General features: G+C 51.2%; 14 protein-coding genes. 10 read left to right on the top strand and 4 right to left on the bottom strand.

All coding sequences use genetic code 11. The features are described 5' to 3' along the window. Positions 1 to 6: 6 nt before the first annotated feature. Positions 7 to 903, bottom strand: coding sequence for a YitT family protein (locus T496_RS0106165; protein WP_027449970.1), 897 nt, complete (start codon positions 901 to 903; stop codon positions 7 to 9). Positions 904 to 1,044: 141 nt separating this feature from the next. Between T496_RS0106165 and miaB the strand changes: the two genes are divergently transcribed. Next, a complete protein-coding gene (miaB, locus tag T496_RS0106160; RefSeq protein WP_027449969.1) occupies positions 1,045 to 2,349 on the top strand; it encodes a tRNA (N6-isopentenyl adenosine(37)-C2)-methylthiotransferase MiaB in 1,305 nt (434 codons plus the stop codon). On the opposite strand, the gene T496_RS0106155 is transcribed toward miaB, so the two are convergent. Further along, positions 2,324 to 3,697 (bottom strand): purple acid phosphatase family protein, encoded by a 1,374-nt coding sequence (locus tag T496_RS0106155; RefSeq protein ID WP_027449968.1) that lies wholly within the window; start codon positions 3,695 to 3,697, stop codon positions 2,324 to 2,326. The two genes, miaB and T496_RS0106155, sit on opposite strands and share 26 nt — an antisense overlap. Before the next feature lie 104 nt (positions 3,698 to 3,801). Here T496_RS0106155 and T496_RS0106150 point away from each other — a divergent pair, with 104 nt between their 5' ends. The 9 genes from T496_RS0106150 to T496_RS0106110 all read left to right on the top strand — a co-directional run bounded on the left by T496_RS0106150 (position 3,802) and on the right by T496_RS0106110 (position 15,257). After that, positions 3,802 to 5,790 (top strand): LTA synthase family protein, encoded by a 1,989-nt coding sequence (locus T496_RS0106150; protein ID WP_027449967.1) that lies wholly within the window; start codon positions 3,802 to 3,804, stop codon positions 5,788 to 5,790. Positions 5,791 to 5,885: 95 nt separating this feature from the next. Beyond that, on the top strand, positions 5,886 to 7,715 hold the full coding sequence (locus T496_RS0106145) for an ABC transporter ATP-binding protein (protein ID WP_027449966.1): 1,830 nt from the start codon (positions 5,886 to 5,888) through the stop codon (positions 7,713 to 7,715). Beyond that, positions 7,712 to 9,511 (top strand): LTA synthase family protein, encoded by a 1,800-nt coding sequence (locus T496_RS0106140; protein WP_027449965.1) that lies wholly within the window; start codon positions 7,712 to 7,714, stop codon positions 9,509 to 9,511. Before T496_RS0106145 ends, T496_RS0106140 begins: the two co-directional genes overlap by 4 nt. Then, positions 9,508 to 10,452 carry a lysophospholipid acyltransferase family protein gene (locus tag T496_RS0106135; RefSeq protein WP_044110734.1) on the top strand — a complete coding sequence of 315 codons (945 nt, stop codon included), beginning with the start codon at positions 9,508 to 9,510 and terminating at the stop codon, positions 10,450 to 10,452. Before T496_RS0106140 ends, T496_RS0106135 begins: the two co-directional genes overlap by 4 nt. Before the next feature lie 15 nt (positions 10,453 to 10,467). After that, positions 10,468 to 11,574 (top strand): DegT/DnrJ/EryC1/StrS family aminotransferase, encoded by a 1,107-nt coding sequence (locus tag T496_RS0106130; protein WP_027449963.1) that lies wholly within the window; start codon positions 10,468 to 10,470, stop codon positions 11,572 to 11,574. Between the two features lie 47 nt (positions 11,575 to 11,621). After that, complete coding sequence (locus T496_RS13630) at positions 11,622 to 12,371, top strand: lipopolysaccharide kinase InaA family protein (RefSeq protein WP_052342109.1); 750 nt, start codon at positions 11,622 to 11,624, stop codon at positions 12,369 to 12,371. Next, positions 12,355 to 13,359, top strand: a complete 1,005-nt coding sequence (locus T496_RS0106120) for a galactofuranosyltransferase (RefSeq protein ID WP_027449962.1) — start codon at positions 12,355 to 12,357, stop codon at positions 13,357 to 13,359. The genes T496_RS13630 and T496_RS0106120 overlap by 17 nt, the downstream gene beginning before the upstream one ends. Then, the gene (locus T496_RS14405) at positions 13,352 to 14,410 is read left to right on the top strand and encodes a glycosyltransferase family 10 domain-containing protein (RefSeq protein WP_027449961.1); all 1,059 of its coding nucleotides are present in this window, start codon (positions 13,352 to 13,354) and stop codon (positions 14,408 to 14,410) included. The genes T496_RS0106120 and T496_RS14405 overlap by 8 nt, the downstream gene beginning before the upstream one ends. Then, on the top strand, positions 14,385 to 15,257 hold the full coding sequence (locus T496_RS0106110) for a LicD family protein (RefSeq protein ID WP_044110732.1): 873 nt from the start codon (positions 14,385 to 14,387) through the stop codon (positions 15,255 to 15,257). Before T496_RS14405 ends, T496_RS0106110 begins: the two co-directional genes overlap by 26 nt. 24 nt (positions 15,258 to 15,281) lie before the next feature. Here T496_RS0106110 and T496_RS0106105 read toward each other — a convergent pair whose 3' ends face one another. After that, positions 15,282 to 16,328, bottom strand: coding sequence for a CDP-glycerol glycerophosphotransferase family protein (locus T496_RS0106105; RefSeq protein WP_027449959.1), 1,047 nt, complete (start codon positions 16,326 to 16,328; stop codon positions 15,282 to 15,284). 9 nt (positions 16,329 to 16,337) lie between these two features. After that, positions 16,338 to 17,288: a LicD family protein gene (locus T496_RS14400; protein ID WP_081783572.1), complete on the bottom strand. Its 951-nt coding sequence runs from the start codon at positions 17,286 to 17,288 to the stop codon at positions 16,338 to 16,340. Positions 17,289 to 17,413: the final 125 nt, after the last annotated feature.

The following is a 17,413-nucleotide window of genomic DNA, read 5'->3' as shown; positions in this document are numbered from 1 at the left end:
TACGGATTATTCTATCTTCTTGGGGTTTTTGCTGCGCACCTTAAAGCGGTCGAAGCCCTCTCCGTAAACACCAATAACAGCACTTTGAGAAACAAAAGCGTTGGGGTCTATCTCGTTGATGATGCGGAAGATCACATCGCTCTGTCGGCGCTTGGCCAGAACAAAGAGCATCTTGACCTCTTTGCCAGAATAGAAGCCATGGGCATCAACGACGGTACATCCACGATGAGGCTCGCGATTGATGCGCTGGCCAATCTCCTCGTACTTGTCGCTGATGATGAAAAACTGCACCGAACGGCGCATGGAGTTCACGACCTGGTCTATACAGAAAGAGGTGACATAGAGAACCACATAGCCATAGATCACGCGTTCGATATCGCCTAGTACGAAGTAGCTGCTGGAGATGATGACGACGTCGCAAATCAAGATGACGCGTCCCAGTGAGATATCACGGTATTTGTTGATGATAGCCGCAATGATGTCGGTGCCACCGGTAGAGCCATTAGCAGCCAACCCCAAGCCCACGCCACTGCCACAGAAAACGGCACCGATGATGGCGGCCATGAATGGCTGGTCGCGGAGCAGATGAACCGTGATGTATTGCGGCATGATGGTCAGTGCGGTGGTCAGCACAGAGACGGCAAAGATGGTCTTCAAGCAGAATTTAAATCCCAGGATACGCAGGGCGATGAGCAACAATACAGCGTTGATGAGGAAGTAGCTGACGTTGATGGGAATGCCTGTGGCCCAGAACAATATAGATGACACACCCGCAACACCGCCCGTAGTGATGTTGTTGGGCAAGAGAAATACGGTCCATCCAATGCTATAGCTGATCATGGCGATAGCCAAAAGTGTGTAATCACGTATTTCGGTCCAGATGTTAACTTTAGAAAAACTCATCTTTTGTTGTTATTGTGTAATTCAACTGCAAAGGTACGAATATTTACTAATTATATATGTATAAAGGTGAAATTATTTTTATTAAAGTCTGTAATTCATAATTATTTCTTAATTTTGCAGTCGAAATTGAGAAATTAGCTAATGAAGAAACTTTTTATTGAGACTTACGGCTGCCAGATGAATGTGGCAGACTCGGAAGTGGTGGCATCGGTCATGAAGATGGCAGGCTATGAGAACTGCGAGAATATTGATGAGGCCGATGCGGTATTCCTGAACACCTGTTCGGTGCGTGATAATGCCGAGCAGAAGATCTATCATAGATTGGAAGCGCTGAATGCTGTGAAGCGTAAGCGTAGTTTGGTGGTTGGCGTGCTGGGTTGCATGGCAGAGCGTGTGAAAGACGACCTGCTGCAGAACCATGGTGCCGACCTCGTAGCAGGTCCTGATGCCTATCTGTCGTTGCCCGATCTGGTAGCGCAGGCAGAGTTAGGACACAAGGCTATCAATATTGAACTTTCTACAACCGAGACCTACCGCGATGTAGTACCCCAGCGTATTGGTTTGGGACACAAGATTGGCGGTTTTGTGAGCATCATGCGCGGTTGTAACAACTTCTGTCATTACTGTATCGTGCCTTACACTCGTGGTCGTGAGCGCAGTCGTGATGTGGAGAGCATTCTGCGTGAGGTACGCGACCTGCGCGATCGCGGTTTTAAGGAGGTAACCCTGCTGGGCCAGAATGTCAATAGCTATAACTTCGAGGGCATAGGCTTTCCTAAGCTACTGAGAGCTGTGGCAGAAGAGGCACCAGAGTTGCGTATCCGCTTCACCACCTCGCATCCCAAGGATATGAGCGACGAGACCCTCCAGGTGATTGCTGAGATGCCCAATGTCTGCAAGCATATCCACCTGCCAGTGCAGAGTGGTAGCGACCGTATTCTGAAGTTGATGAACCGTAAATACACGCGTGAATGGTATTTGGACCGTGTGGCTGCCATCCGTCGAGTCATCCCTGACTGTGGCTTGTCAACAGATATCTTCGTGGGTTATCACGACGAGACCGAGGAAGATCATCAGTTGTCACTGTCGTTGATGCGTGAGGTGGGTTATGATTCTGCCTTTATGTTCAAGTACTCAGAGCGTCCTGGCACGTTTGCCTCAAAGCATTTACCTGATAATGTGCCAGAGGAAGAGAAGATTCGTCGATTGAACGAGATGATTGCACTGCAGACAGAGATTTCTGCCCAACAGAACAAGAAGGATGAGGGCAAGGAGTTTGATGTGCTGGTAGAAGGCTTCTCAAAGCGTTCGCGCGAGCAGTTGTGCGGCAGAACAGAACAAAATAAAATGGTGGTCTTCGATAAGAAAAACCACCATATAGGCGAAACAGTCCGCGTGCGTATCACGGGTAGCACCAGTGCTACTTTGTTGGGCGAAGCCCTTTGATGCGTTCGGGATGACGTTTTCTATACGCTTCGATGCGTTCGGCATACGCCCGGTCTTTCTTTCGAGAGAGGTCGGGCGTAAATTTTGTATATTCGGGAATGGCTCTGCCATAATCTAGGATGCGGGTGTCTGCTCCGTTCTTGATGACGCAGATGGAGTCGTAGAGCGTATGCTTATACACCTCATAAGCAGCCATAGACAGCGTGTCGCCAGAGATGTTCACGGTCTGATAGTAACGGCTAGAGATGCCAAACTTGTCGAAACGGTCGTCAAACTGTATGTAGTAGTTCTTTGGTGAACAGTGGCTGACGGTATAGATAGGCGTGGTGGCTTGGCCCTCGTCGGTGTGGCGAGTCATACGTCCGTAGGCATGTTCGTGGCCTTGCAGCACGAGGTCAACGCCATACTCCTCGATGAGGTCGTTGAACATCCAGCGCTGAATCAGGTTGTTGTTGCCTTTCAGAGAAAAAAGAGGGTGGTGAAGCACCACAATCTTCCAGCGGGCGGTGCTGCGCTTGAGCTGTTCTTCCAGCCATTGGCGCTGAGTGAAGAGGTAAGGAAACTCGCGGTTGCTGTCTAACAAAAAGAACTGCGCGGGACCGTAGTGAAACGTAAACACTTGATTGTCGCCAACCTTCGAGTCGAGATAGTAAGAGTGGATGAGCGAGAAGCGGCGCTCCAGCGATACGATAACCCCTTTCAGGTAATCGTGATTGCCCGTGACACACACCAAAGGCAGGTGCTGAGCCACGCTGTCGAGGTCGCGAAAGGTCTCTGTCCAGTGCTGGTTGGTGGGACGTTCCGTCAGGTCTCCGCCACAAACCAGAAACTCACTCTGTGGGTGTCGGTGGAGAGCCTCACGGAGGAAACGGTTGGCCTCGCCGTAAAGGGTGTCTTGAACATCTCCTACGTAGAGGAACGAGAGGTCGTCGTGCGTCTGTTTGCTGGTAGTGAAATGATACCACTCAGAGGCCTTGCCGTCTGTCACTGCCCGATAGGCATAGCAGGCGTTGGGTTGCAGGTTGCGCAGTCGGGCCACGTAATAAGCAGCCTTTCCGGCACGAGACTCGAAGACTTCGCCATTGGCAGGAATCTGGATGGTGTCGCCATCGGGCAACTGTGCCAGTTCCAGGTGCGACGGGCGCACCATGCTGTCGCCTTGCCAACTCACGTTGCGTGCCCATTCTGTGGAGTCGCCAAAGGTCAGTAGCACCCAGTGAGGTGTGCTGCTGGCGGTATAAGGCTCTTCGTCAGGGTTGTGGAACCATACGTTCCAACGGCTATAGATCCAAGACCCGAGACCCACCAATAGAAGGGTGGCGATGGTCCAGGTTACTTTCCTCTTCATTCTTTTCTGTTTCATTGGTCGCAAAATTACTACTTTTTCTTTGAAAAGTGCCATATTATATCCACTTTTTTGTAACTTTGCACTCGCTTTTAAAGACGAATATTATGAGAAGAACATTCTTTAGATATCCCGTTGTGGGCTTGGTTAGCAATTTATTTGTCATATTCTTACTGTTCACGTTTTGCAGATTGGTTTTCTTGTTGGTAAACTGGTCGCTTTATGCTGATACAATGACGTGGGGCCATGCTGCCAGTCTTTTTGCTGCGGGTCTCATCTTTGATACCACTGCCATTCTTTATACCAATGCGTTGGTTATCTTGCTGATGCTGTTTCCCTTGCATTGGAAAGAGCGGAAAGGATATTACCAAGTGGTGAAATGGATTTACGTGGTTTGCAACTCTGTGGCCATATGGGCAAACCTGTGCGACTGCGTCTATTTCCCATATACGGGAAAGCGAACCACCACCTCTGTATTCTACGAGTTTAGTCATGAGGGTGTAGGCGGAATGACAAAGATTATGGGCGAACAGTTCTTGGCAAACTGGTATCTGGTATTGTTGGCCTTTGCCCTGTCGTGGCTGTTGTGGAAGGTGTTCCGTCCGCAGCAGGTGTCGGCAGTGAAAGCATCATGGCGCTATTACGTCACCCAGACCGTGATACTCGTGGCAGCTGTTCCGTTGGTCATTGCCGGTATGCGCGGAGGCTTCTCGCATGCCGTCCGCCCCATTACCATCAGTAATGCCAATCAGTTTGTGGATCGTCCGGCAGAGACAGGCATTGTGCTGAACACACCTTTCAGCATCTACCGTACGCTCAGCAAGAAACCCCTTGTGACTCCCAGTTATATGAGCGAGGAAGAGGCACTGTCTTTCTATACGCCCATCCATGTGCCCAACGACTCGGTGGCCTTTCAGCCCAAGAACGTAGTGGTGCTTATACTCGAGAGCTGGGGCAAACAGCACATGGGCTACTACAACCAGACCTTGCGTGGCGGTGCTTACAAGGGCTTTACTCCTTTCGTAGATTCGCTGATTGCTCATGGCGCTATCACTTGGAGATATTCTTATTCGAATGGCCGAAAGAGTATCGAAGGAATGCCTTCCACGCTGTCGTCGCTGCCAAACTACGTAGAGCCGTTGTTCCTGACGCCTGCCTCCCTGAACCATATGTCAGGTCTGGCGCGTGAGTTAGGCGAGAAGAAAGGTTATACCACCGCCTTCTTCCACGGCGCTCAGAACAACTCGATGGGCTTCCAGGCTTTTGCCCGTGCCACCGGTTTCCAGCGCTATTATGGCAGAACAGAGTATAACGAGGATCCGCATTTCAATGGCGATAAAGACTTCGATGGCACCTGGGCTATTTGGGATGAAGAGTTTATGCAGTTCTATGTCGCTCAGATGAACAAGATGAAGCAACCCTTTATGACTGCTTTGTTCTCGGCAACCTCGCATACGCCTTTCAACCTGCCCGCACGCTACAAGAACGTGTTCCCAAAAGGCGAGATTCCCCTGCAAGAGTGTGTGGCATATACAGACCACGCCTTGAGACAGTTCTTCAAGGAAGCCAGCAAACAGCCTTGGTTCAAGAATACCCTCTTTGTGTTGACGGCAGACCATAGCAGTTCGCCCATAGACCCCTTCTACAAGACAACATTAGGACTGTTCAACGTGCCTATCATCCTGTATGCGCCAGGCGACGAGTCGTTGCGTGGCTATGACACCCAACGTGTGGTGGAACAGATAGACATCATGCCTACGGTGCTGGCTTATCTTCATTACGACCAGCCTTATCTGGCCTTTGGAAAAGATATGCTGCATACGCCGGCAGAAGAGACGCATGCCCTGCACTGGGTGCCAGAGAGCAATGGCTATGAGTTTGTGAAAGGTCCATACGTGCTGGAGTTCGACGGACAAGAAGTGACGGCAGCTTACCGTTATCGCACTGACTCAGTCTTTAGTAAGAACATACTCATGGAGGTGCCTGCTGACACGCTGCAGCACATGACCAGTCAGATGAAATCCATTATCCAGCAGTACATGTATCGTATGAATAACGATAAGTTGGTGATAGCTCCATCTGCGAAACATCAATAGGATAGGGTGTTTTCCTATTTTTACACGTTATCGTACCTGTTATTCGGATTAATATTCGTATCTTTGCAAACAAATAATATAATTAGAAAAAGAAGATGAAAGAATTCCTGCAAGTATTACGTAGGTTTGTTCCTCCATATAATCGATATCTTGCTGCGTCGGTATTTTTCAATATCATGTCGGCCGTTCTCAATATATTCTCGTTTGCGGCACTGATTCCCATCTTACAAATCCTGTTCCAGACAGGTGAGGCCGATGCTGCGAGTGGCTATATGGCGTGGGATTGGAGCGATGTGCAGACCGTACTGATGAATAACCTGAATTATTTTGTGAATTGCCTGATTCGCGATTACGGTCAGACCACCACACTGTTGTTTATCGGTCTTTTCCTGGCCGTCACCACATTGTTGAAAACGGGCGCCTATTTCCTCACGTCGGCATGTATCGTACCTATCCGTACCGGTGTGGTGCGCGACATCCGCAATCAGCTCTATCAAAAGATAACCTCTCTGCCTCTGGGCTTCTTCTCCGAAGAGCGCAAAGGTGATATCATTGCTCGCATGAGTGGTGATGTGCAGGAAGTAGAGAGCTCTATCATGTCTTCACTCGACATGCTGTTTAAGAATCCCGTGCTGATTATCGCCTATTTCTGCACCATGCTGTTCGTGTCATGGCAGTTGACTCTGTTCACCCTGGTGATTGTTCCTGTGATGGGCTGGGTGATGGGTGTCGTTGGCAGAAAGCTGAAGCGCAAGAGTATCGAGGCCCAGGCCCTGTGGAGCGATACGATGAGTCAGGTAGAAGAGACCTTAGGTGGTCTGCGCATCATCAAGGCCTTCTGTGCCGAAGATAAGATGAACCAGCGTTTCGACCGCATCAATTCGCAGTACCGCGACAATCTGATGCGTGTCAACATCCGTCAGTCGTCTGCCCATCCTATGAGTGAGTTCCTGGGCACCGTGATGATTGTTATCGTGCTTTGGTTTGGTGGCATCCTGGTGCTCAACAACCAAACCATCACCGGTCCTACGTTCATCTACTACATGGTCATCCTCTATTCAATCATCAACCCGTTGAAGGAGTTCTCTAAGGCAGGCTATAATATCCCCAAAGGTCTGGCTTCCATGGAACGTATCGATAAGATCTTGATGGCAGAGAACACCATCGTAGAACCTAAGAACCCCAAGCATATCACGTCGTTTGAACACGAGATAGAGTTCCGCAACGTGTCGTTTAAGTATGCCGACCAGTGGGTACTGAGAAACATTAACCTCGTTATTCCGAAGGGCAAAACCATTGCACTAGTAGGACAGAGCGGTGGTGGCAAGTCCACGTTGGTCGATTTGATCCCCCGTTACTATGATGTGCAGGAAGGTGAGGTGCTGATTGATGGCATCAACGTTAAAGACCTTGGCATTCACGACCTGAGACAGCTGATAGGTAATGTCAACCAAGAGGCCATTCTCTTCAACGACACTTTCCGCAACAACATCTCGTTTGGTGTTGACAATGCCACCGATGAACAGATTGCCGAGGCCGCTAAGATTGCCAATGCCTACGACTTTATCATGCAGAGCGAACAAGGCTTCAATACCAACATCGGCGATCGTGGCGGACGCCTGTCGGGTGGCCAGCGTCAGCGCGTCAGCATTGCCCGCGCCATTCTGAAGAATCCCCCCATCTTGATTCTCGACGAGGCTACCTCTGCTCTCGATACAGAGAGCGAGCGTTTGGTGCAGGATGCCTTAGAGCGACTGATGAAAACACGCACAACGGTGGCTATTGCTCACCGCCTGTCAACCATTAAGAATGCCGATGAGATTTGTGTGCTCCACGAAGGACGTATCGTAGAACGCGGTACACACGATGAGCTTCTTAATATGGATGGCTATTATAAGAAACTGAATGATATGCAATCGCTGTGAAAAATAGACTGAGATATCTGTGCGGATACTATCTTACAACACTTTTCGTATTCTTTGTTGCTAAGATGGTCTTTATGCTTTGCAATGGCGCAGGGCACGATGTTCATGTTGTCGATTACTTCGCCGTTGTCTGGCATGGCTTGACGCTGGATGCCTCAACGGTGCTCTATTTTCTCATCGTTCCCTATCTCTTATCCATGATATCCATTTGGCACATTCTGCCCAAATGGCTTTTCCGTGTTTATAGTGGTGTTGTTGCGTTGGCATTCTCCTTGGCATTCGTAGCAGACACGAGCTTGTATCCGTTTTGGAATTTCAAGCTCGATGCCGTATGCCTGACCTATCTCTCAACGCCCACCGAAGCGATGGCGAGCGTGTCTGTTGGTTATCTGGTGTGGCGTTTCCTCTTGTTGGTCGTCACGGCCATCATCATTTATTGCCTTTACGACAGAATAGCCAAACAACCAACAAAGGTCATCAAGAAAGGCCGTTTTGAGAAGACCATCTTCTCTTTGTTGCTGATACCCGTCATGGTGATAGGCATCCGTGGCGGCGTCAGAGAGTCAACCACCAATATCGGTCAGGTTTATTATTCCGAGAATCAGTTTCTGAACCATTCGGCCGTCAACCCCGTATTCAGCTTCCTCTACTCTTTGAGCCATCAGCTCGACGACCTGTCGCAATACACCTTTTTCGATGAGGCGCAGTGCCAGCAGTTGGTTCAGGATGTCTATACCACTGAGAGCGTATTGACAGATACCCTGCTTAACACCACACGTCCCCATGTCGTGGTCATCTTGATGGAGAGCGCCAGCGAACTGTTTGCCGACGCGATGCCCCATCTGCAGCAACTCAAAAACGAGGGTATCTATTTCGAGCGTTGCTATGGCAACAGCTGGCGCACAGATCGTGGCACGGTCTGCGCCTTGAGTGGCTATCCCTCTTTCCCCTCGTTCTCGGTGATGAAGATTCCCGAGAAGAGTCGCACGCTTCCCAGCATCGCACGTACGCTGAAGGCCGAGGGCTATGCCACCAGTTACCTCTATGGTGGAGACATCAACTTTACCAACATGCGTTCTTATCTGATCTCTACCGGATGGGATAAGATCACCAGCATGGACGACTATTCCCGTGAGCAACAGAACACGTCTCAGTGGGGCGTGCAAGACGAGATTACCTTCGAGACCCTTTATTCGCAAATCACCTCCACGCCAGATCATGCACAGCCACATCTTTGGGGCTATAGCACGTTGAGTAGTCATGAGCCGTGGGATGTACCTACGAAGGTGTTAGACGATGAGGTCAAGAATGCCTTCCATTATTTGGATGCCTGCTTGTTCCAGTTCGTTGAGAAGCTGAAACGTACCCCCCAGTGGGACAACCTTCTGATTGTGCTGGTCGCAGATCATGGCATCAACTATCAGCAGGTCACCCCGTCAACGCCTCTTCAGAAGAACCACATCCCCTTGCTTTGGCTGGGCGGTGCCGTGAAAGAAGCCCGTCGCGTAGAGACACTCTGTAACCAGAGCGATCTGCCTGCCACCTTGTTAGGACAACTGCAACTGTCACATGCCGACTATCCTTTCAGTCGCGATGTGCTGTCAGCCACCTATCAGCATCCCACTGCTGTTCATAACTTCAATAATGCCCAGTGGCTCTATGATGCTTCGGGCGAGATATTGTACGATTTCGATGCCGAACGTGCTCTCATCAGTAACAGCACCGACGCAGCCCATCTTCTCAATGTGAACAAGGCCATCTTGCAAACCACCTCCAAAGACCTGTTAAGCCGATGAAACGATTGTTATATCATATCCTCTATGCCGTTAGCTACGCCATATCGCTGTTGCCGTTATGGTTTCTCTATGGCGTGTCCGACTGCTTCTTCGTGTTGGTTTACCATCTGATAGGCTATCGCAGGAAGTTGGTACGCCGACAGCTCACATCATCATTCCCCGAAAAAGGCGAGGCAGAAATCAAACAGATAGAGCGCCAGTTCTATCATTGGCTTTGCGACTATTTCGTCGAGACCATCAAACTGTTGAGCATCAGCAACGAGACGCTGCTAAAGCATATCGAGTATCGTGGCGTGGAAGAACTCGAGAAAGCTTTCGACAACGGACAGAACTGTGCTGCCATCCTTGGCCACTATTGCAATTGGGAGTGGCTCTCTGCCGTAGGCCTGGCATTCCAACGCTATCCCAACGCGGTGATGGGTCTTATCTACCATCCGTTGTACAACGATGCTTTCAATCAGCTCTTCATTGACCTTCGTTCTGCCCACGGTGGTCTTTGTGTGCCCAAGCAAGATATCTTGCGTCATCTCATCACGCTGAAACGCGAGCAGCGTCGTTCGCTTTTCGGATATATCAGCGACCAAAGTCCTAAATGGGAGAATATGCACCTCTGGGTTGATTTCCTCAACCACGATACCCCTGTGTTTACAGGCGCCGAACGAATCATGCAGAAGATGAACGATGCCGTGTTCTATGTAGATATGCAGCGTCCGCGTCGTGGACAGTATATCTGCACCTTCCGTTTGGTGTCAAGCGAAGCAGCTAAAGAAGAAGAGTTCGCTATCACCCGTCGCTTCTATCAGATGCTCGAGGAAAGCATCCGTCGCCAGCCGCCTTTCTATCTGTGGACACACAACCGTTGGAAGCGCGGCCGTGAGGAGTTCAATCGGAAATACGACGTGATAGACGGTAGAATCATCCGCAAGGAGGCATATAAATAGAAAGGAGGTGGAGGCATGATTAAGTTTCTGGATTTACAGGCTGTCACCCAACTACATGGCACGGAGATACGCGAGGCGGTCAACCGCGTCGTGGAGTCTGGCTATTATCTGCAAGGCAAGGAAAATGCTCGTTTCGAGTCCGACTATGCCCGCTTTATCGGCACACAGTATTGTGTGGGTTGCGGCAATGGTCTCGATGCGCTCATCTGGATCTATCGTGCTTATATCGAGATGGGGGTGATGCAGCCCGGCGATGAAGTCATCGTGCCAGCCAACACCTATATTGCTTCTATCCTCGCACTGACAGAAAATAATCTGGTGCCCGTCTTGGTGGAGCCGCGTCTCGACACGTTGGAAATAGACGATAGTGCCATCGAAGCACGCATCACACCACGTACCCGTTCCGTTCTGTTGGTTCATTTGTATGGGCGCTGTGCCTATACAGAGCAGATAGGACAACTGTGCCAGAAGTATCATTTAAAACTGGTTGAAGACAATGCCCAGGCGCATGGCTGCCGCTTTTCCGACGGACGTCGTACGGGCTCTCTTGGCGATGCTGCCGGTCATAGCTTCTATCCGGGTAAGAACCTCGGGGCGTTGGGCGATGGTGGTGCCGTGACCAGCAACGACCGCCAGCTTGTTGACACCGTCAGGGCGCTTGCCAACTATGGAAGCCAGCGTAAGTATGTCTTTAAATATACCGGGCGCAACAGTCGTTTGGATGAGCTCCAGGCCGCTGTTCTTGCCGTCAAGCTGCACTATCTCGATGAAGATAATGCCCGCCGACAGACCATTGCCGACATCTACAATGCCGAGATCTGCAACCCGCTCATCTCCTTGCCTGTCGCAATGCCCAAAGAGCAGAACGTCTATCACATCTATCCTGTGCTATGCCCGAACAGGGACCAGCTTCAGGCGTATCTGGCTCAGCACGAGATACAGACACTCATCCATTATCCCATTCCACCACATCAACAAGAGTGCTATCGCCAGTGGAAGCACCTGTCACTGCCTGTCACCGAACAGATTCATCGTCAGGAGCTGAGCCTGCCGATCAGTCCGGTGATGACGCCGGCAGACGCTCGTCGTGTTGTTGAGGTGGTAAACCGTTTCAGCGTTTAAGAACCAGTCCCCCGTGTCTGGCAACATCGTGAAAATCAATAAAGCCCATGAGAATAATAGTTAGTCCTGACTACCAGCAACTGAATGAATGGATTCAGCAAGTGCCAAGTCTGTTTGCAGCAGACAAGGGCGAACTGCTGTACAAAGGGCGTAATCAGGTCCGCTTATTTGAGGTCGGTGGCGAGAAACTGGTGGTGAAGCGCTTTAAGCGCAACGACATCATCAAGTCGATTGCCTATACGTTCTTCCGCGATAGCAAGGCGCGCCGTTCCTATGAGAATGCCGTAGCCCTGCGCCAGCGAGGCTTCCAAACACCTCACGAGGTGGCCTATATCGAGCAGCACTTCATGGGCTTCACGACGCAGGTGTATTACATCTGCGCCTATACCGACAGCCAACCCATCCGTCCGCGCCTGATAGAGCAAGACCCCTTCGACGAAACGCTGGCCGTTGCCTATGCTCGCTTTGTAGCCTCCCTCCACGAGGCAGGCGTGTTGCACCGCGACCTGAATCCCACCAATGTGCTGGTCGATAGCCATCTCCGTTTCGAACTGATAGACATCAACCGCATGCAGTTCTTCCACGGTGCTGTTCCCAAAGCCGAGTGTATGGAGAACCTCACCTTGTTCTATTGGCTCACCCCCGCCTATCGCTTCATCCTCGACGAGTATGCCCGTCAGCGCGGGTGGACGCCAGACGATGTGGCCGAGGCTATCCGCGTCAAGGAGCGGCACGACAAACGGTGGATACGTAGAAAAAAGATAACTCATTTTGGCAGATATGAAGTATTACATTGAAGTAGGCACCAACAACAAGGCCAAGCAGGATATCGACGAGATCTGTCGTCGGGAAGGCTTCTGCAACCTCACCCGCCACAACTTCGGCGAGGGTGGGGTAGGGCGATTCCTCACCAAACTGGTCAGCGTGACTAGCATCCTCTGGCGTCTGAAGAAAGATGATATGCTCTTCTTGCAATATCCAGTCAAGAAGTTCTATTTCATGGCATGCACCTTTGCCAAGTGGAAAGGCGCAAAGGTGGTCACCGTCATCCACGACCTAGGCGCCTTCCGTCGTCATAAGCTGACAGCCAGTCAGGAGAACAGTCGTCTGTCAAAGACCGATTTTCTCATTGTCCACAACCCCACCATGCGCGATTATCTCATTGAGCACGGCTTTAAGGGTGGCATCCATTGCCTACAGATTTTCGATTATCTCTCCGACAGTCAGAACCACCAGCAGGCTCAGACCACCCCAACCGTCGTCTATGCCGGTAACCTGGGCCGTTGGCGCAATGCCTTCCTCTATCTCTTAGAGCCCGTTATGAAGGGATGGCAAATGGAACTCTATGGCAAGGGATTCGATGACCAGGCCAACACCAATGCCTCTTTGCACTATCATGGTTTCATGGCCAGCGACGATTTCATCGCCACTGCTCAGGCCGACTTCGGTCTGGTGTGGGATGGCGACTCGCTCGACGAGTGTACAGGCGATTGGGGCACCTACCTGCGCATCAACGACCCCCACAAGACCTCCTTCTATCTGCGTGCCGGCATCCCCGTTATCGTGTGGAGTCAAGCCGCTATGGCACCTTTTATCGAAGCTCAGAAAGTAGGCATCAGCGTTGACTCCCTGTCTCAGATCAGTGACCGACTTGCGCAGCTCAGTCCTTCAGACTACGAAACGATGCGACGCCATGCTGCCGAGATGAGCCGTCGTCTGAACGAAGGCTATTATATCAAACAAGGATTAGCTGCTGCCAACGAATACCTCAAGCAACATGTATAAAGTAAGATTCATGCCCTATCGCGATGGTCTCGCCACCATCATGCACCGTCAGACCCCCGGTCACAACCTGCGTTCTCAGGACGGACGCTATGAGTTCTGTCTTGACGACTCCTTAGACGAAGCCGATTTCTGGGTGGTTCAGGGAAAAGGCGTGCGCGACCAGCAGACCTGTCGTGTGGCGCCCGAGAACACCATCCTGCTCACCACCGAGCCCCGTTCTGTGCTTGTCTATCCCCAGCGCTATATCGACCAGTTCGGTCTGGTCATCTCTTGTCAGGAGCAGATGCACCATCGCCATGTGCAGTATGGTCCTGCCATTCTGCCTTGGTTTGTGGGCTATCAGCCGGCACCGCCTTCGGCAGGCATCCCCTATACTTATTCGCAGGACTATGACTCTCTCTCACAACCGTCAGATCCCGCCGAGAAGACCAAGCTCATCTCGGTGATCACCAGCAACAAGGCCTTCACCCGTGGCCACCTGGATCGCATCAAGTTTGTAGAGAAGCTCAAAGCCCGTTTTGGCGATCAGCTAGACATCTTCGGTCGCGGATTCCGTTCCTTCGACGATAAGTGGGATGTGCTGCGTCCTTATAAGTATCACATCGCTATCGAGAACTCGTCAGAGCGCTATTACTGGACCGAGAAAATCAGCGACTGCTACCTCACAGGCACCTTCCCTATCTATCACGGTTGTACCAATCTGGCCGACTATTTCAGTCGTGATGCTTTCGAACCCATAGATATCCGTAAGCCCGAACAGGCCATACGCATCATCGAGCAGCAGCTTCAGGCACAGCGCTACGAGCAGTCCGTGGCAGCGCTCGACGCCATGAAGCAGCGCGTGCTGGGCGAGTACAACATGTTCGAGTACGTGGCACGCCTCTGCGACCAGATGAATCCTGATGCGCCCAAGCAGACGGTCACCATTCATCCCTGCAAGTCGGGCATGGACTGGCGCAACATGGTGCATTATGCCTTTAGCCAGAACTACTATAAGCTACAAACAAAATTGCATTTTTTAAGATATGGAAACCAGTTACAATCCAAATGAGCAGGCTCTGGCGCTGCACGGTGACCGTGTTGACGAAGAGACCCGTCTGGTGCAAGCCCGCCTGTTGAACATACTGAAAGCGATAGACAAAGTCTGCCGCGAACATCATCTCACCTACTATCTGCTGTGTGGCACCATGTTGGGTGCCGTGCGTCATGGTGGATTCATTCCCTGGGACGACGATGCCGACGTCGGTATGCCTCGCGAGGACTACGACACCCTGTTGGCGCATGCCGACGAGTGGATGCCCGAGGGCTACGAAGTGGTAAGCGGTGGCCGCACCGAGGGCTATCCTTATCCTTTTGCACGCGTGCAGGAAGCCGGTTCCACTTATCGCATGCACCGCAGTTATGATTTTGTAGGCGGCCTTCCTATCGACTTGTTTCCCCTTGATGGTATGATAGAAGATTGCGGTGCCCGTCGCCGTCATTATGCGCGTTATAAGATGTGGTGGAAACTGTTGTATTTCACCCACACCGATCCCTATAAGCACGGTCGTGGTTTCCGCAGCATGATTACTTTGCTGCTGCGCCGTTTGTTCAAGCCCGACTATGTGCATGCCAAGCTCGACAAGGTGCGCCGTCAGTGGCGTATAGCCGACAGTCCGTTGCTGGCCGATCACGACTATCGTCCGGAAAAGGGTGCCATGCCCAAGGAGTGGTATGGCGAGCCCGTCCCTGTTAAGTTCGAAGATTGTATGCTGATGGGCGTGTCAAAGCCCGATGAGTATCTCACGCATCTCTATGGCAACTACATGGAGATTCCCAGCGAGATACCCCCACGCAACTATCGCTTCCTCGACTTAAACAAGCCATGGAGGGAATATGTTGCAGAACAAAAGAAATAGTGTTTCGTGCGAAGTGCAACTACGCTACTTCACACGTCCGAAAGTTTTAATGCTCACATACTTGCGCCACAGGTTCAGCTTGCGCTTAGCAGGCACACCGTGGCGCTTGATGTATTCTGCCACGCCTTGCAGCATGCGTTCAGCACAGTGACCGTCGGTGTAAGGGTCGTAGTTGGCAATGATCCATTGGCGCTTCTCTGTCAGCATCTGACTGTTGAACACTTCGTCGTAGGCGGCTGTCAACAGACCGACGTCGTGGATGTCTTTCCAGTAGGGGTCCTGACTCACGGTGTCCACCGTGATGACGGGCTTGTCCAGCAGCAGCATCTCGTAGATGGTCGAAGACGTGTCGCTCACCATGGCGTCGGCCATCAGCATATACTTGCTCACGGCGAAGTCATCCTCAAAGACGATGTTCTGATGACTGGCAGCCAACTGCCTGTATTCCTCCACCCATTCCTGGCGGGTCAGCGGATGAAGCTTTATCAGCAGCAGCACCCTCTTCTCGTCAACCAGTTTTACCAGTGCCTCTTTAATCTTTGGCAGCGATGTCAGGCGGGGCGAGAACGTCGGCGCATACAGCACGATGCGTTCACACTGATGCCTCTTTAGCAGCTCCTCTCGCTCCTGGTCGAAGTCATGCCGATGGCTCGCTATCCAGTCTTGGCGTGTCCAGCCCGTCTCCAGCACCTCAAAATCGCGGTACTTCTTCTGCAGTTTCAGAAACTCCTCGGTGAAGTAGCGGCCCTGCGTCATGTAGATGTCGAAGTAGTTACGGATATGAAACTGGTCGCGCTTCTCGGCTGCATAGCCATGAAAGATGCTGCACTTCACGCCGCTCAGGTAGTAAGGCACAATGTTGCCCGGTGCAAAGACAGCATCGGGATGGAAATCATAAGCCTCCTGCATGGAATGCGTCCAGCGCACCTCGTCCTTCAGTGGAAAGACAGGTATCTTCTTCTGGTGCACATACCACAACACCTCGTGTCCACCTTGGCGGTCAGCTTCTGCTTGCAGTGGTCTGACGATATCCACGGCATATTTGTTCTCACAGAATAGCAGTATCTTCATGTTCAATAGCTATTTGATGATTTTCTTCCAGAGTCGTTGGAATACCGATTTGCTGTATTCCTTCTGAATCTCGGGCAGCACGTCGCGATAGTCGCGATGCGCGTCGATAATCAGTTGTCCATGCATTGTGGGGTCTTTGAGCGGTATCATATAGTCTTCACCGTATTGAATGGTGAGATAGGTGTCCCATCCCACGGGCACAGGCACTTTGATATCCTCAAAGTCCAGCCAGAGTGTCTTGTCGTAAATCTCCTTAGGATAGACCAGCGATTTGCCGGTGAACGACAGCTCGCCAACGTATTTGTTCGATTCCACGGGGAACTGGCGGTACTGGTCTTCTGCTTCACGGAAGATGGTACTCCAGCCACGTTTCTTGACTGCATGGCGGGCGCGCCACTTACGTCCAATCAGTCCGATGCGTCCCGATGCCCAGATACGTGTGTTCTTCGCTTTCAGAAAGCGCAGGATGCGACGGCTCCGTTTCAGCGCATTGTCAACGCTTGCGTCGTCCATGGGAATACCATCGATGGGAAACACATCGATAAAGATGCCTTGGTGGAATGGCTGAAAGCAGTCGCTGGGACGAATGGCCGTTGTGCCATCCATTCGCAGTTGCGCATGACTGCGATAATAGTCGGTGTCGCTATATGCTGTCTGATAGAAATAGGGATGCTCGAACTCCTGTGCCGCAATCTCGTTCAGGCGGTCGTAGTCCTCTCGCATCATCGCTACGTCGATATCATCATCCCAGGGTATAAAACCCTTGTGGCGAACAGCGCCCAGCATGGTGCCTCCGTCCACCCAGCAACGCAGGTTATGACGGTTGCACACATCTATCAGCTTCTGCAGCAGGTCAAGCTGTACCTGCCAGAGTTCTTTCAATGTCTCGTCAAGTTCGTAACCCGGTTTTTCTATTATTTCGTGCATGGCTAACCTTAATTTTGCTGCAAAGTTAATCATTTTTTCATAGATATGGTCCAGTGTTCAAAAAAGTTTTGTATTTTTGCAGTGAACTTTTCGTAAAACGAAAGCAGAGATGAATAATAACAATACAGACCCCACCCCCTGCCCCTCCCCTACAAGGG

The organism is Xylanibacter brevis P6B11 (genome assembly GCF_000621825.1).
In the GTDB taxonomy this organism is placed as follows: Bacteria; Bacteroidota; Bacteroidia; order Bacteroidales; family Bacteroidaceae; genus Prevotella; species Prevotella brevis.
This window is presented reverse-complemented; position numbering and strand designations above follow the sequence as displayed.